The organism is Halobacillus sp. B29 (assembly GCF_052246755.1).
Classification (GTDB): Bacteria; Bacillota; Bacilli; order Bacillales; family Halobacillaceae; genus Halobacillus; species Halobacillus halophilus.
The window spans coordinates 352445-367672 of the sequence record NZ_JBQQCM010000001.1; the positions used below are offsets into that span (position 1 = coordinate 352445).

The window sequence follows — 15228 nt, forward strand, 5'->3', positions numbered from 1 at the left end:
AGGGATCATTTGACCCCTCTTCATAAAAATTTAGAAATTATACATAGTTCGATAGCAGCTAGAACAATTAGGGAAGAGAGGGGAGAATGTATGACCTATCGACAGAGATTGTCCTTATTTATATTTATAGATTCTTGCATTATTATAACTGCTGTTTTATTAAGCCGGATGCTTGTTAACTCGAACTTTCATAATTTTACACCACTTATTACCAGTACCATTGGATTAATAGCGGGGCACTTGTTTTTTTCGTTTCTATTGAATCTGTATAAGAAAGCATGGGAATATGCAAGCATTGGGGAGCTAATTATCATCCTTAAAACGGTTACCTATTCAATAATGGCTACCGCCGCTATCCAATTTGTTACCTTGCAAGCCGTCTATTTAAGAGCCCTTGCAATTATTTGGATGATCAATTTGCTTGTTATCGGCGGGTCACGCTTTTTATGGAGAATTTACAGAGATAACTATTTAGTTCAAAGTAATACGAAGAAAAGGACGCTAATCATTGGGGCGGGTTCTGCAGGAATCATGGTAGTCAGACAACTCCAGAGAAGCGAAGATACAGATTTGTATCCTGTAGCTTTCGTAGATGACAGTCCGATAAAGCATCATCTGGATATTTTAGGTATTCCTGTCGTAGGTGGCGCTGGCGAAATTGAGAAGTATGTTGACCAATTGGATATCGAAAATATCATCATCGCCATTCCATCACTAAACAGAGAAGGAATTCAAAAAATATTCCAGGAATGTGCAAAAACAGAAGCAAAAACGCAGATCCTTCCTATGCTTGAAGATCTCGTTACAGGTAAAGTTTCCGTAACACAATTAAGAGATGTGAAAGTGGAGGACTTATTAGGAAGAGCACCTGTTGATTTGGATATTGCTCAAATATCTGACTATGTTAAGAGTCAAATCGTTTTAGTAACAGGAGCAGGTGGTTCGATTGGATCAGAGATCTGCAGGCAAATTGCAAAGTTTGGACCTGAAGAATTAATCTTACTTGGTCATGGTGAAAATAGTATCCATGCAATAGAAACCGAGCTAAGAGAAAAGTTTTCAGAGAATGGAATTAAGATTACTACGGAAATTGCAGATATCCAAGATGGAGATAAAATGGATAAGATATTTAACTATTATTCCCCTGATGTGGTTTACCACGCAGCTGCTCATAAACATGTTCCTCTTATGGAACGTAATCCAGAAGAAGCAGTGAAAAATAATATGATTGGCACCTATAATGTGGCTAAAGCGGCAAGGGGGAGCAATACGGGAACATTCGTCATGATTTCCTCAGATAAAGCCGTTAATCCCACCAGTGTGATGGGAGCCACCAAACGATTATCAGAAATGATTATCCAAAGTATGAATGGATATGGTAATACAAAATTTGTAGCGGTGCGATTTGGGAATGTGCTGGGAAGTCGGGGAAGCGTCGTCCCGATCTTTACAAAACAAATTGCTAAAGGCGGGCCTGTCAAAGTGACCCACCCTGAAATGATTCGTTACTTTATGACGATCCCTGAAGCATCAAGTCTTGTTATCCAAGCAGGCGCTCTAACCCAGGGCGGCGAGATATTTGTTTTAGATATGGGGGCTCCGGTGAAAATTGTTGACTTAGCCAGAAACCTAATCAAACTTTCTGGCTACACCTTGGAAGATATTAAGATTGAATTCAGCGGTATAAGACCAGGAGAGAAATTATATGAAGAGTTATTGAAGGATGACGAAGTTCATGAAAACCAAGTTTATCCGAAGATTTACTTAGGAAAAACGGCAGACTTATATATGGATGATATACAGGAAATTATCAATAGTTATGAAAGATGGGACAAAGAATTTTTAAGAGAGCAGTTATTAAGTCTTGCCAACAACAAAGGGCTCATTCGCTCAAATGAAGCCATATCTATAACAAGTTAGGCAAGGGGAGAAGAGAATGAGGGGAAGAGTTCTATTTTGTGCTACCGTAGATTATCATTTTAAGCTATTTCACCTTCCATATTTAAAATGGTTTAAAGAACAAGGCTGGGAAGTTCATGTAGCTGCAAGCGGTAATATGAATCTTCCCTATGTGGACCATAAATTTAACATTCCTATACAACGATCTCCATTTAGCCTAAAAAATGTCCAAGCTTATCAAGATCTTAATGGCCTAATAAATAAGCACCACTATGATATTGTTCATTGCCATACACCGATGGGCGGGGTTCTAGCTCGCTTAGCAGCTCGAAACGCAAGAAAAAATGGAACGAAGATTATTTATACCGCTCACGGATTCCATTTTTGTAAAGGTGCCCCGATTACGAACTGGCTTCTTTACTACCCAATTGAAAAATTATTAGCTTCTTCTACGGATTGCTTAATCACAATTAACCAGGAGGATTTTCGGCTGGCTACTCAGCGGTTTAAGACAAAACAAATTGAACTTGTAAATGGTGTTGGGGTAAATATAGAGGAATTCAAGAAGATTAGTGAAAAAGATAAAGTCACATTGAGAAAGTCATCGGGTTATAGTCCTGATGACTTTTTATTATTCTACGCAGCTGAATTCAATAAAAATAAGAATCAACAATTTCTACTTCAATCATTAGCATTGTTAAAGAATGAAGTTCCTCAAGCAAGATTAATACTTGCTGGAGAAGGAAGTACTCTTGGTTTTTGCAAGGAGCTAGCCGCCAAGCTTGAAATTGATCATATGGTAGATTTCCTGGGATATTGTAATGATATTAAAGAAATTGTTTCCATGTGCGATATGGTAGCTGCCTCCAGCTTAAGAGAAGGTTTGCCTGTAAATATCATGGAAGCTATGGCTTGCGGCTTGCCGGTTGTAGCTATTGATAACCGCGGTCATAGAGAGTTAGTAGAAAATGATGTAAACGGGTGGGTGTTTAAAAACAATCAAGTTTTAGAGTTCTCAGAAAAAGTTAAACATATTGCGGAACATATGGAAGTTAGACAAAAGCTTGGGGACAATGGAAGAAACATAATTATCCAAAAATATAGTACTCATAAAGTCATCCAACAGAATAGTAAAATCTATCAATCTTATATGAGAGAAGGTGAAATCGGGGAATGGGCGATCCATTAAGAGTATTGCACGTAGTCGTAAACATGAACAGGGGCGGGGCAGAGACTCTCATTATGAATTTGTACCGGAATATAGATCGTTCGAAAGTACAATTCGATTTTCTCACTTATAAAGAAGGAGTGTTTGATGAGGAAATAAAAAAATTGGGTGGTAAGGTGCACCGGATACCTTATATTTCTGAAGTAGGACATAAGCAGTTTGTAAAAGGCTTGGATGCGTTCTTCCAACAACACTCCCATTATAAGATTGTTCACTCCCACATGGACAAGATGAGCGGTTTGGTTCTTCGATCTGCAAAACGTTATGGGGTTACCGCACGTATCGCTCATAGTCATAATACGAGTAGCGAAGGTGGATTTCTAACCAGACTATATAAAGAGTATGCTGGGATATTCATTAAAAATAATGCAACCCATTTATATGCGTGTTCTAACTTGGCAGCTCAATGGTTGTTTCCAAAAAGAGCGAATGAAGCTCTTATTATTAAAAATGGGATAGACAGCGAAAAGTTTACTTATTCTTCAACACTAAGAGAGCAGATTAGGAAAGAACTCAATCTGGATGAAGATACTCATGTAATTGGACATGTAGGAAGATTCTCAATTCAAAAAAACCACATGTTTTTAATTGAAGTTTTTGCTGAGTACTCCAGGAAGAAGCCAAACTCTAAATTGCTCTTAATCGGAGATGGTCCATTAAGATCTAAGATCATGGAAAAGATAAAGGTTCTTCGATTAGAAGATAAAGTTCAGTTATTGGGTATAAGAGACGATATTCCCTCTTTGCTTCAAGCGATAGATGTCTTTGTATTTCCATCATTTCATGAAGGATTGCCTGTGACATTAATTGAAGCTCAAGGCGCAGGTCTACATTGTTTTATTTCAGATAAGATTTCAGGTGAAGTTGACTTGGGATTAGGGTTGATTGAAAGGTTACCAATTTCAAGTGAGGCGAAAGCAATTTGGGTTCAAAAGCTTTTAGAAAAATCTTCTTTTCAATCTCAGCGATTAATCAGCTTGAAAAAATTAAACCAAAGTGGATATGACATTCATTTTACAGCAAGAAAAACAGAGAATTCTTACTTACGGTTAGGGGGGAGAGCAGGTTGAAGCTCCTTACCGTGTTTACTCCAACTTATAATCGTGCTTATTGCCTGCAACAATGTTATGAAAGCTTAAAAAGGCAAACGAACAAAAATTTCATTTGGTTAATTATTGATGACGGGTCCACAGACGACACGTTAGAGAGAGTCGAGGAATGGAAGAAAGAAAATATTATTCATATCCACTATCATTATCAAGAGAATCAAGGAATGCATGGGGCTCATAATACAGCTTATAAATTAATTGAAACTGAACTGAATGTATGTATTGATTCAGATGATTATATGCCAGATGACGCTGTAGAAAACATCGTTAATTACTGGGTAAAATATGGAGGTGAATCGGTTGGCGGAATCATTGGGCTTGATGCTTTTACAGACCAAAAGATAATTGGTTCGACACTGCCTTCGAGTCAGAGAACTTCTACCCTTTTCGATCTCTATTATAAACATGGAGTAACTGGAGATAAAAAACTTGTGTACCGTTCAGATCTCACAAGAAAATATCCCTATCCAGTCTTTGAAGGAGAAAAATACGTAGGACTTGCTTATAAATACTATAAGCTAGATCAAGAGTATGAAATGCTTCTATTGAATAAAGTACTCTGTTGCGTGGAGTACTTACCGGATGGTTCTTCCAGAAACATGCTAAAGCAATATCGGAGAAATCCCCAAGGCTTCTCCTTTTATCGTAAAGAGCTGATGAAATTGTCTTTTGGGGGGCTATCGTTTAAGTTCAGACAATCTATCCATTATGTATCAAGCAGCATAATGATGAAAAACTGGAAATTCATCAGAGAGTCTCCTAATAAAGGGTTAACAATTCTAGCTTTACCTTTAGGCCTTTTATTATTTACTTATGTAACTAGTAGAACAAGAGATGTGATGTATGAATAGATTTCCTTTGAAAGGAAATGGTTATGACACAATTATGGATGAACCTTGCTTTAGTATTCTGTTTAGCTTATTTTGCGAGGCTGGTAGGAGTTAAAATTCAAACGAATACGATGGTGATCAGCAGACCAAATTCATTTTTCGTGTTTGGAGCATTAGCATCACTTGTGCTTGTATCAGGATTGCGAGCGAATATTGGAGATACCTACTTTTATAAACATACCTATGAAATCAATACGTTTACATGGGAGTTTATCCAGTCTCAAAAAGATATAGGATTTGGCATACTGCAGATGTTATTAAAAAGGATATCTGATGATCCTCAAGTTCTTATATTTACAACAGCACTTATTACCAACACATTAATTGTGATCGTCTTATATCAATATTCTCGCATGTTGGAATTAAGTTTGTACGTGTATATCACAGGTGGTCTGTTTTTAGTATCTATGAATGGGATACGGCAGGTGCTAGCTGCCGCTATCGCCTTCACAGCATTAAAGTATATTATAAACGGTAACTTGAAACGCTACATTCTCGTTATTCTTATCGCTTCGTTGTTTCATCAAAGTGCATTAGTGCTGCTGCCGATTTACTTTCTGGTTCAATTTAAAGCTTGGTCTAAAGCTACGGTGGCTCTTCTTATTTTTTCAGTTGTCATTGTTATTGGGTTTGAACAATTTTCATCTCTATTGTTTTCAGCTATAGAAGATACACAATATGCAGAGTATGAGGATTTTGCTGAAGGAGGAGCAAGCGTATTAAGAGTAGTGGTATTTGGAGCACCAATTTTACTTGCTTACATTGGGAAGGATAAATTGAGAGAAATTTTCCCTCAGAGTGATTACATCGTAAACCTATGCTTAATTGGTCTCGTTTTTATGATTGTCTCAACACAAAATTGGATTTTCGCAAGGTTCTCTATTTATTTTACTTTATATCAGTTGATCCTTGTTTCGTGGGTTGTAAAATTATTTCGACCAAGAGATGAAAAAATGATCTACTTCGCAATTATTAGTTGTTATTTTGCTTATTACTATTTCGAAAATGTTATGAACTTGAACATTGATTACCGTAGTGATTTTTTGGTTTGGTAACTACTGGTTTGAAAATTAAGAAAACGGGGGTGTGGATATGGCTATTTTAATTACCGGTGGGGCTGGATACATAGGGACTCACACCTGTGTAGAATTATTAAATGAGGGTCATGAAATCATTGTTGTCGATAACTTTTCTAATAGTCAGCCAGAAGCTCTACGAAGAGTCCAGGAATTAACAGGTCAAGAGTTCAAAACCTATGCCATCGACTTATTGGATGCTCAATCTCTCGAAAGAGTATTTGCGGAAAACCGAATCTCATCAGTTATTCATTTCGCTGGGTTAAAAGCAGTTGGGGAATCTGTAACGGATCCGCTTTGGTATTACAGGAATAATGTTATAGGAACGATTATATTGTGTGAAGTAATGAAAAAGTATGATGTTAAAAACATGGTATTCAGTTCATCAGCCACCGTGTATGGTCAGCCGGATCAAGTGCCGATTCGTGAAGATTCTTTATTAAAGACAACTAATCCTTATGGAAGAACCAAGCACATGATTGAGGAAATTCTGAGAGATCTATACATATCCGATTCTTCATGGAGTATAGCACTCTTAAGATACTTCAATCCAATCGGTGCTCATAAAAGCGGAATGATTGGCGAATCGCCTCAAGGAATTCCAAGCAATCTTCTTCCTTATATTTCACAAGTAGCGGTAGGAAGTTTAAAGGAACTAAGGGTATTTGGAAATGACTATGAGACAAAAGATGGGACTGGGGTCAGAGACTATATTCATGTTGTAGATTTAGCACAAGGTCACGTTCGAACTTTAGATAAAGTGGAATCATCAAAAGGAGTACACATATATAATTTGGGGACTGGAAAAGGATACAGTGTTCTTGAGATGGTTGAAGCTTTTGCAAGAACCTCAGGAAGGGAAATCCCTTACAAAATTATCGATAGACGCCCTGGGGATATCCCCATCTGTTTTGCAGAAACTACAAAAGCAAATGTAGAACTGGGGTGGAGAGCAAAACGAGGGATAAACGAAATGTGTGAAGACACCTGGCGCTGGCAATCACTCAACCCAATTGGATATGAACAATCCTATACAGAAAGTGAAACTTCGGTGCCGAGTAAAGCAGCGGAGTTTTTTGTTATTAAATAATGAGGAAGGGGTTAAAAATAATATGAAAAGATTATTAGATTTAACCATATCCATCCCTTTACTACTAATAATGAGCCCGGTGTTTGTGTTGATCAGTATAATATTAAAAGTACAAATTGGATCGCCGATCTTTTTCACACAAAAGCGCCCAGGAATAAATGATAAGCCTTTTTATCTTTATAAATTTCGCACGATGAGTAATACAACCGATGAGCAAGGGAATCTACTTTCAGATGAAAAACGTTTAACCGCGATCGGAGAACTTCTTAGAAAATATTCATTGGATGAGTTTCCTCAGTTGATTAATGTCATTAAAGGAGATATGAGCTTAGTAGGACCAAGGCCATTATTGTTAGAGTATTTACCATTATACACACCAGAACAATCTCTTAGAAATCTTGTGAAACCTGGGATTACAGGTTGGGCCCAAATTAACGGAAGAAATGCTATTACCTGGGAAGAAAAATTCCGTTGTGATACATGGTATGTGAAAAACTGGAGTCTTGGATTAGATATAAAAATTTTAGCTCTTACATTTATTAAGGTCTTAAAAAAAGAAGGGATCAGCCATCAAAACCACGTGACAATGGAAAAATTCAAAGGTTCGAAAGAAGTGCTGTAAATGGAGATTATCTTAATTGGAGATGGCGGTCATAGTAAGGTTATCCAAGACATCATTATAGCTGAGAAAAAGCATAAGATTATTGGGATTCTAGATGAGAAATATCGTGAAATTCATAAGGAAAGTGAAATAGTTTATGGGCCACTCACTAAACTGTATCAATTCATTAAACGGGATTCAAAAGTCCTTATAGCTATAGGAAACAACCAAATTAGAAAGAAAATAGTTAGAGAAATAAAACTGAATGCGAACCAGTTTATCAGCGTCATTCACCCTTCGGCTATTATTAGTCCTTCAGCAAAGATTGCTCCTGGAACGGTTGTAATGCCGAACGCAGTTATTAATGCTAATGCAGTCATTCACTCTCATAGCATTATCAATACAGGGGCGATTGTCGAACATGATTGCACAATTTTTAAATTCTCCCATTTATCACCTCGAGTAACTTTAACGGGAAACGTGATAGTGGGTGAAGGGGCAAACATCGGTGCTGCAACTACTGCGATTCCCGGAGTTACGATAGGTGAGTGGAGTGTAATTGGTGCCGGAGCTACAGTCATCCGTGATATCCCTGGTTATCAAAAGGCAGTAGGATGCCCGGCAAAAGTCATGAGTGCAGAGGTTCAGGTTCAACCACTCAAAGGAGGTGTCTAATGAAGAATTCAAGAATATATCTTTCTCCACCACACATGACGGGGAAAGAGCAACTGTATATTAATGAAGCATTTGAATCGAATTGGATCGCACCGCTTGGTAGGAATGTAGATATGTTCGAAAAAGAAATAGCAGAGTATGTAGGAGCTAAAGGAGCCGTTGCTGTCAGTTCAGGTACAGCAGCCATCCACTTAGCTCTTTCTTTATTAGATGTAAAGCGAGGTGATCGTGTTTTTTGTTCCACATTCACCTTTGTAGCTAGTGCAAATCCAATACTTTATCAGGGAGCCGAACCAATATTTATTGACTCTGAACCTGAATCTTGGAATATGTCTCCACTGGCTTTAGAAAGAGCACTATATGACGCTTATAAAGAAGGAAAATTACCTAAAGCTGTCATTATGGCAAATATCTACGGTCAATCGGGAAAAATGGATGAATTGATGACCCTTTGTGATCACTATCGGGTCCCAATAATTGAAGACGCGGCCGAATCACTTGGTTCAACTTATCATGGGAAACACAGTGGAACCTTCGGTGATTTTGGAGTTTATTCGTTCAATGGAAATAAAATCATAACCACTTCCGGCGGAGGAATGCTTGTTTCAAATGATTTAAATAGACTGGAAAAAGCGCGCTTCTTAGCTACTCAAGCCAGAGAGCAAGCCGTTTATTATCAACACCACGAAGTGGGTTATAACTATCGGATGAGTAATATTCTGGCTGGTATTGGGAGAGCGCAATTAGAAGTAATCGAAGACCGTGTTCATGCAAAGAGAGAAATTTTTAAAAGGTATGAATGCCTATTAGCTGATATAGATGGCATAGACTTTCTGGCTGAACTTCCCGAAACTAGATCGAACCGTTGGTTGACTGTTTTTACTATGAATCATCTGGAAATTGCCGCAGATCCTTTTGAGGTTCTTAATTTTATGGCTGTACAAAATATTGAAGTTCGGCCGCTATGGAAGCCACTCCATATGCAACCGTTATATTCAGGCGCACTCTATTATTCTCATTCGGAGCATGAAGACGTATCACACCAATTGTTTAAAACAGGAATCTGTCTTCCATCTGGATCGAATTTATCGGAAATCGAACAGGTAAGAGTAGTCAATTGCTTAAAAGAATCGTTAAAAGGAGCTAAAAGAAAAGAAGGTATCTTCTAATAAATAAAATTGAGGTAACCATACATGATAGGAACTAACATTCATTGTATTCGAAAGCAAAGAGGCTTATCCTTGTCAGATTTGGCAGAGCGTGCGGGAATATCAAAATCTTATTTAAGCAACCTCGAAAGAAACTTAAATAAAAATCCTTCCATTAAAATGGTAGATAAAATTGCTTCTGTATTAGGGGTTGATTTGTTGGTTCTAATGAAAAATGTAGGCATTAATGATTTATCTTATCAACCACTTGAAAAAGAATGGATGAAATTCATTAACGACTTAAAAGCTTCAGGAATTCAAAAAGATCAACTTAATGATTATAAGAAACTGATTGAATTTATTAATTGGCAGAACAAACAAGAAAAGGTTCCTCATAACTAAGGGAGTGAGGAGATAGATTGATGAGTAAAGGTAAACCAGTGAGAGTACTTCATGTTGTAGGGGTTATGAATAGAGCAGGCACTGAAACGATGCTCATGAATATTTACAGACAAATCGATAAAGAAAAAGTTCAATTTGACTTTGTGTCTTATAGTAATGAAGAAGGACACTACGACGAAGAAATAAGGAGTTTAGGTGGTCGAGTTATTAAATTATCTAATACTCAATCCGTTAAGGACCTATACCATGTGATTAAACAAAATGGTCCTTACCAGGCCCTTCATGCCCATACGTTATTCCATTGTGGTGTGGCCAATATTGCAGCTATTCTAACCGGAATTCCGATAAGGATTTCACATGCGCATACGACTTTAGATAAGACTGATAAACTCTCCCGAAAAATCTATGTGAAACTCATGCGTCTTGTCATTAATATGGCTTCTACCCAAAAATTAGCTTGCAGCAAGGAAGCGGGGAAATATTTATTTGGACATAGAAGTTTACAGGAACCTTCCTATAATTATTTTCCTAATGTCATTAATTATGCTGAACTACTGAATAAAAGTGAAGAAGATGTAAACCAATTTAAGAGAGTTAAAGACTTAGAGAACAAAGTTGTTATTGGTCATATTGGAAGATTCATAGACGCAAAAAATCATACCTTTCTACTTGAAATATTTAAAACGGTATTAAAAAAAGAACCTAAAGCTAGACTGCTTTTAGTCGGTGATGGTGACTTAAGAGAGCAAGTCGAAGAAAAAGCAAAGTATGAAGGAATTTATGAAATGATTCGTTTTGTGGGCATAAGGGACGATATTGCTACCATGTTACATGTTATGGATGTTTTTGTATTTCCATCCATATATGAGGGGCTTGGATTAGTATTACTGGAAGCTCAAGCAAGTGGAGTCCCGTGTATTGTTTCGGAATCTGTGCAGCCGGAAGCCGATTTGAATTTAGGATTATTCTCTAGGCGTTCTTTAGAAGAAAGTGCAGAGACATGGGCGCAAACCATTTTAGAAAACGTTGGGAAAAAAGAGCAAAGCAAAGAGCAAATTATTTCAAGCTTTGAAAAGAATCATTACTCATTAGACCAAGGAATCTCTAAACTACTCAATATTTACAAAATTTCAAATGGAGGATTTTATGAAAAACGTTTTGATCGCCTCGTTTGATATGGAAGTAGGGGGAGTAGAAAGAAGTCTCATCAGTATGTTAAATAATTTTGATTATGACAATTATCAAGTTGACCTGATGCTTTATAGTCACACAGGAGATTTCATGAATTTACTTCCTCCTAGTCCACATTTACTTAAAGAGTCAAAACCTTATAAAACGTTTCGAATGTCTATCTCGGAAACGATGAAGAAAGGTCACTTGCTCATTGGAATTATGAGATTACTGGCTAAATACAAGGCAGAGTTAAGTGAGTCCCCAGAAAAAGGGTATAAGCAAATGCAATATATATGGAAGTACTTAATCCCTTTTCTACCAAGAGTTCGGAAAGAGTATGATGTAGCGATCAGTTACTTGTGGCCACATTATTTTGTTGCAGAAAAAGTGAAGGCAAAAAAGAAAATTGCCTGGATTCATACAGATTTTTCTAAAGTAGATACGGATGTGGAATTAGACTTACAAATGTGGAGTCAATTCAATCATATTATTGCTGTCTCTGACGATTGTGGCAATGCTTTTGTGAAAAAGTACCCTTCGCTAATGGAAAAGATAGAAGTCGTAGAGAATATTGCTTCTCCTGAACTTGTAGAGAATCTTTCAAGAGAAAAAGTTAGAAATCCAATGAATTCAGATGACCGATTTAAAATCGTGACTGTGGCTAGACTTTCTTACGCAAAAGGGATTGATCAAGCAGTTAAGGCTTTGAAGTTGTTGAAAGAACGCGGATTCAGTAAGGTTGCCTGGTATGTTGTTGGGTACGGAGGCGATGAAGAAGAAATAAAGGATTTGATAAAGAAAAATGGATTGGAAGACAGCTTCTTCCTGTTAGGAAAAAAAATTAATCCTTACCCTTATATGAAAGAAGCAGATCTTTATGTTCAACCTTCAAGATACGAAGGAAAAGCAGTTACGGTAGGAGAAGCTCAATCTCTTTCAAAGCCAGTCTTGATTACTAATTATCCAACGGCGCAAAGTCAGGTTAGAGATGGACACGATGGTATGATTTGTGAATTATCTGTAGAAGGAATTGCAGATGGGATCGAAAGGTTATGTAAGAATGAAGAATTAAGAACTCACTTAGCAAACAATTGTCATAACACGGATTATAGTAATACCAGAGAGCTAAATAAATTATATCAGTTGAGTTAAGAAAGGAGGGAAGTCATGGATGAAGAGGTGAAAGTCAGTATAGTGGTTCCAATTTACAAGGTAGAGAAATATATTCATCGTTGTTTGGATAGTATTATTGCGCAAACCTATACGAATCTCGAAATTATCTTAGTTAATGATGGCTCCCCTGACAGCTGTGGATCAATTGCTGACCAATATCAAGCACGTGATGAGCGAGTGAAGGCGTTTCATAAAGAAAATGGCGGGTTATCAGACGCCAGAAATTACGGTATGCAACGTGTTACAGGCGAATACACGATGTTTGTTGATAGCGATGACTGGTTAGAACTCCAAGCAGTCGAAAAAATGCTCAGGCAAATACTCACTTTTAAAGCTGATGTTGTTCAATCAGCTTTTTATTATGCTCACGAAGAACATCTATTGTTCGACCATAGATATTATTCCAAGAATGGTGACCTTATCATTTTAGACAATGAGAATTTAATGCGTGAGTTAGTAAAGAATGAATTGGTGAAAAATTTCGCCTGGGGCAAGCTCTATAAGACAGAACTCATCCGTGATCTTCCTTTTAAAAAAGGGGTAGTATTCGAAGATGTGTTCTGGGCGCATCAAGGGATGCATAGAGTCCAAACATTTATTCTTCTTCATGATCCACTCTACAACTACTATCAAAGAGAGGATAGTATAGTTGCAAATTATTCTGTGAGAAATTTAGACATCTTAAAAGGATTAAAGGAAAGACACAATTTTATTGAAAGTGAATACCAACATCTTATTCAAGAATCTTATCAAAACTTATTAAAGCAATCACTTATTCATTTCAATTTATTATTAATGAATCGAAAGGTAGATCCTGATTTTTACCATCGAAATGAAATTCAAAGGTATGTGAAAAACAATTATCTTGAATTTCACAAGGCGACCGAAAACGACAGCCAGCTGAACCTTCAGCTGCGTTTATTTTATAAACATCCCTACTTAAATGTTCTCTTTCTTGGTCTCAAGAAAGTTTTGAGAAAAGCAAAAGTATTATCGAGACCAATAGGGTTAGAAAAAAGCGCTATAAGTAAGCGGAAGGGTGTTCAAATCTAGTGAATACAATAAAGAAAATTATGTCATTCAGTATCATCTACTTATTTAATTGCCTCCCTATTAAAAATAATAAGATCTTCTTATTCAGCTATTATGGCAGTCAGTTTGGTTGCAATCCAAAATATATTACACAATATCTGCTTGAGCATGAACCAGAAGGTAAATTCGATATTATTTGGGCATTTAATGACCCTGGATCCCAACAAATTGATCATCGAATTCGAAAAGTAAAAGTCATGTCATTGAAATACTTTTATGAATTATGTACCTCAAAAGTAATTGTCACTAATTATAGAACCACAGACCTTTTCGTGAAAAGAAAGGGGCAGTATTACATCCAAACGTGGCACAGTTCACTAAGATTAAAGCAAATTGAGAAAGATGCTCAAGATGTATTACCTGAGCACTATTTAAAAATGGCTCAAAAAGATTCAAAAAAATGCGACCTCCTAATTTCAGGTAGTAAATATAGTACACAAATATTCAACCGGTCGTTTTGGTATAACGGTGAAATCCTAGAGAAAGGGACACCGAGGAATGATATCTTCTCTAATAACGAACTTAAGCAAAACATTAAGAAGAAGTTAAAGCTTAGCGACCGTATGAAAATTGTTCTTTACGCTCCAACCTTTAGAAAGAATAATGATATGTCTGTTTACGAACTAGACTATGCGAAATTAATTAATACATTGAAAGAAGAATACGGGGGTGAATGGAAAGTACTCGTCAAGTTTCACCCACACCTTATCTCTGAAGAAAATAGAGTTAGTAAACACAATGTAATGGATGTGACGGAGTATAACGATATTCAAGAATTACTTCATATCTCAGACGTACTTATTACAGATTATTCGTCACTCATGTTTGATTTTTCAATAACTGAAAGGCCATGTTTCTTATTTGTACCTGACTTAAAAAGTTATACAAAACAGGATCGAAAATTATATTTTCAAATGGAGGAACTGCCTTATGGTAAAGCTTTATCAAATAGCGAATTGTTGGAAGAAATAATGTTGTTTGATGAGAAGAGTTATAAGCGTAATTTAAGACTATTTCTAAATACTGTTGGAACATTTGAAAAAGGTAATGCTTCCGAGGAATTAATGAAACGTATAAACAAAATTTGTTTTAGTGAGAAAGGGAGAGAAGTTCATGAAGCGGTATAAGATCGGATACACAACCGGGGTTTTTGATTTGTTCCACGTGGGTCATTTGAATATATTAAGAAAAGCAAAAGAGCTGTGTGATTATTTGATAGTAGGGGTAAGTACAGACGAACTTGTAATGGAATATAAAAATAAGCAGCCGGTAATTTGTTATGAAGATAGGAAAGAGGTCGTTAGCGGTATTAAGTACGTTGATCAAGTTGTTCCACAGATGAATAGAGATAAGTATGCTGCGTGGGAATTGTTGAATTTTGATGTGATGTTTGTAGGGGATGACTGGAAAGGGAATTCATTGTTCAAAGATTTAGAAAGAGATTTCTCTGAAGTTGGAGTAGAAATTATCTATTTTCCTTATACGAAGGGTGTTTCATCAACTGAAGTGAAAGAAAAAATTGGTATGTAAAGGGCGGGGAAGGGAAAACAAGTAAGATAGGGAGGGTAAAGATACAATAATTTGTTTATTGTAAACCTAATTTTTTATCCAATCAAACATTAATAAATATAACAATTTCCTAAAATTATGCTGGAAATATAAAAGGGGGGTA

Annotated in this window: 15 protein-coding genes; all 15 read left to right on the plus strand. The window is 36.6% G+C overall.

The genetic code is table 11. The features are described from left to right. Positions 1-90: 90 nt before the first annotated feature. The 15 genes from ACTWP7_RS01680 to ACTWP7_RS01750 are packed head-to-tail and all read left to right on the plus strand — an operon-like array spanning position 91 to position 15086. Positions 91-1920 (plus strand): polysaccharide biosynthesis protein, encoded by a 1830-nt coding sequence (locus ACTWP7_RS01680; RefSeq protein WP_443121768.1) that lies wholly within the window; start codon positions 91-93, stop codon positions 1918-1920. Positions 1921-1936: 16 nt separating this feature from the next. Beyond that, positions 1937-3088, plus strand: a complete 1152-nt coding sequence (locus ACTWP7_RS01685) for a glycosyltransferase family 4 protein (RefSeq protein WP_443121769.1) — start codon at positions 1937-1939, stop codon at positions 3086-3088. Further along, positions 3073-4197, plus strand: a complete 1125-nt coding sequence (locus ACTWP7_RS01690; protein WP_443121770.1) for a glycosyltransferase family 1 protein — start codon at positions 3073-3075, stop codon at positions 4195-4197. Before ACTWP7_RS01685 ends, ACTWP7_RS01690 begins: the two co-directional genes overlap by 16 nt. Then, the gene (locus tag ACTWP7_RS01695) at positions 4194-5087 is read left to right on the plus strand and encodes a glycosyltransferase family 2 protein (protein ID WP_443121771.1); all 894 of its coding nucleotides are present in this window, start codon (positions 4194-4196) and stop codon (positions 5085-5087) included. The genes ACTWP7_RS01690 and ACTWP7_RS01695 overlap by 4 nt, the downstream gene beginning before the upstream one ends. A 23-nt stretch (positions 5088-5110) precedes the next feature. Beyond that, on the plus strand, positions 5111-6181 hold the full coding sequence (locus ACTWP7_RS01700) for an EpsG family protein (RefSeq protein ID WP_443121772.1): 1071 nt from the start codon (positions 5111-5113) through the stop codon (positions 6179-6181). 37 nt (positions 6182-6218) lie between these two features. Continuing rightward, positions 6219-7292: a UDP-glucose 4-epimerase GalE gene (galE, locus tag ACTWP7_RS01705; protein WP_443121773.1), complete on the plus strand. Its 1074-nt coding sequence runs from the start codon at positions 6219-6221 to the stop codon at positions 7290-7292. A 22-nt stretch (positions 7293-7314) separates the two neighbouring features. Beyond that, a complete protein-coding gene (locus tag ACTWP7_RS01710; RefSeq protein WP_443121774.1) occupies positions 7315-7914 on the plus strand; it encodes a sugar transferase in 600 nt (199 codons plus the stop codon). After that, a complete protein-coding gene (locus ACTWP7_RS01715; protein ID WP_443121775.1) occupies positions 7915-8568 on the plus strand; it encodes an acetyltransferase in 654 nt (217 codons plus the stop codon). Beyond that, positions 8568-9737, plus strand: a complete 1170-nt coding sequence (locus ACTWP7_RS01720) for an aminotransferase class I/II-fold pyridoxal phosphate-dependent enzyme (RefSeq protein WP_443121776.1) — start codon at positions 8568-8570, stop codon at positions 9735-9737. The genes ACTWP7_RS01715 and ACTWP7_RS01720 overlap by 1 nt, the downstream gene beginning before the upstream one ends. A 24-nt stretch (positions 9738-9761) precedes the next feature. Next, complete coding sequence (locus ACTWP7_RS01725) at positions 9762-10118, plus strand: helix-turn-helix domain-containing protein (protein WP_443121777.1); 357 nt, start codon at positions 9762-9764, stop codon at positions 10116-10118. Between the two features lie 20 nt (positions 10119-10138). Beyond that, positions 10139-11293 (plus strand): glycosyltransferase family 1 protein, encoded by a 1155-nt coding sequence (locus tag ACTWP7_RS01730; RefSeq protein WP_443121778.1) that lies wholly within the window; start codon positions 10139-10141, stop codon positions 11291-11293. Further along, positions 11265-12443 (plus strand): glycosyltransferase, encoded by a 1179-nt coding sequence (locus tag ACTWP7_RS01735; RefSeq protein ID WP_443121779.1) that lies wholly within the window; start codon positions 11265-11267, stop codon positions 12441-12443. Before ACTWP7_RS01730 ends, ACTWP7_RS01735 begins: the two co-directional genes overlap by 29 nt. A 15-nt stretch (positions 12444-12458) precedes the next feature. Continuing rightward, a complete protein-coding gene (locus tag ACTWP7_RS01740; RefSeq protein WP_443121780.1) occupies positions 12459-13517 on the plus strand; it encodes a glycosyltransferase family 2 protein in 1059 nt (352 codons plus the stop codon). Next, a complete protein-coding gene (locus ACTWP7_RS01745; RefSeq protein ID WP_443121781.1) occupies positions 13517-14683 on the plus strand; it encodes a CDP-glycerol glycerophosphotransferase family protein in 1167 nt (388 codons plus the stop codon). The genes ACTWP7_RS01740 and ACTWP7_RS01745 overlap by 1 nt, the downstream gene beginning before the upstream one ends. Further along, a complete protein-coding gene (locus ACTWP7_RS01750) occupies positions 14670-15086 on the plus strand; it encodes an adenylyltransferase/cytidyltransferase family protein (RefSeq protein WP_443121782.1) in 417 nt (138 codons plus the stop codon). Before ACTWP7_RS01745 ends, ACTWP7_RS01750 begins: the two co-directional genes overlap by 14 nt. Positions 15087-15228: the final 142 nt, after the last annotated feature.

Coding starts and splice junctions, on each gene's coding strand:
- ACTWP7_RS01735 (WP_443121779.1), top strand. CDS start 11,265: ATGAAAAACGTTTTGATCGCCTCGTTTGATATGGAAGTAGGGGGAGTA.
- ACTWP7_RS01710 (WP_443121774.1), top strand. CDS start 7,315: ATGAAAAGATTATTAGATTTAACCATATCCATCCCTTTACTACTAATA.
- ACTWP7_RS01730 (WP_443121778.1), top strand. CDS start 10,139: ATGAGTAAAGGTAAACCAGTGAGAGTACTTCATGTTGTAGGGGTTATG.
- galE (WP_443121773.1), top strand. CDS start 6,219: ATGGCTATTTTAATTACCGGTGGGGCTGGATACATAGGGACTCACACC.
- ACTWP7_RS01750 (WP_443121782.1), top strand. CDS start 14,670: ATGAAGCGGTATAAGATCGGATACACAACCGGGGTTTTTGATTTGTTC.
- ACTWP7_RS01690 (WP_443121770.1), top strand. CDS start 3,073: ATGGGCGATCCATTAAGAGTATTGCACGTAGTCGTAAACATGAACAGG.
- ACTWP7_RS01725 (WP_443121777.1), top strand. CDS start 9,762: ATGATAGGAACTAACATTCATTGTATTCGAAAGCAAAGAGGCTTATCC.
- ACTWP7_RS01720 (WP_443121776.1), top strand. CDS start 8,568: ATGAAGAATTCAAGAATATATCTTTCTCCACCACACATGACGGGGAAA.
- ACTWP7_RS01700 (WP_443121772.1), top strand. CDS start 5,111: ATGACACAATTATGGATGAACCTTGCTTTAGTATTCTGTTTAGCTTAT.
- ACTWP7_RS01685 (WP_443121769.1), top strand. CDS start 1,937: ATGAGGGGAAGAGTTCTATTTTGTGCTACCGTAGATTATCATTTTAAG.
- ACTWP7_RS01680 (WP_443121768.1), top strand. CDS start 91: ATGACCTATCGACAGAGATTGTCCTTATTTATATTTATAGATTCTTGC.
- ACTWP7_RS01715 (WP_443121775.1), top strand. CDS start 7,915: ATGGAGATTATCTTAATTGGAGATGGCGGTCATAGTAAGGTTATCCAA.
- ACTWP7_RS01740 (WP_443121780.1), top strand. CDS start 12,459: ATGGATGAAGAGGTGAAAGTCAGTATAGTGGTTCCAATTTACAAGGTA.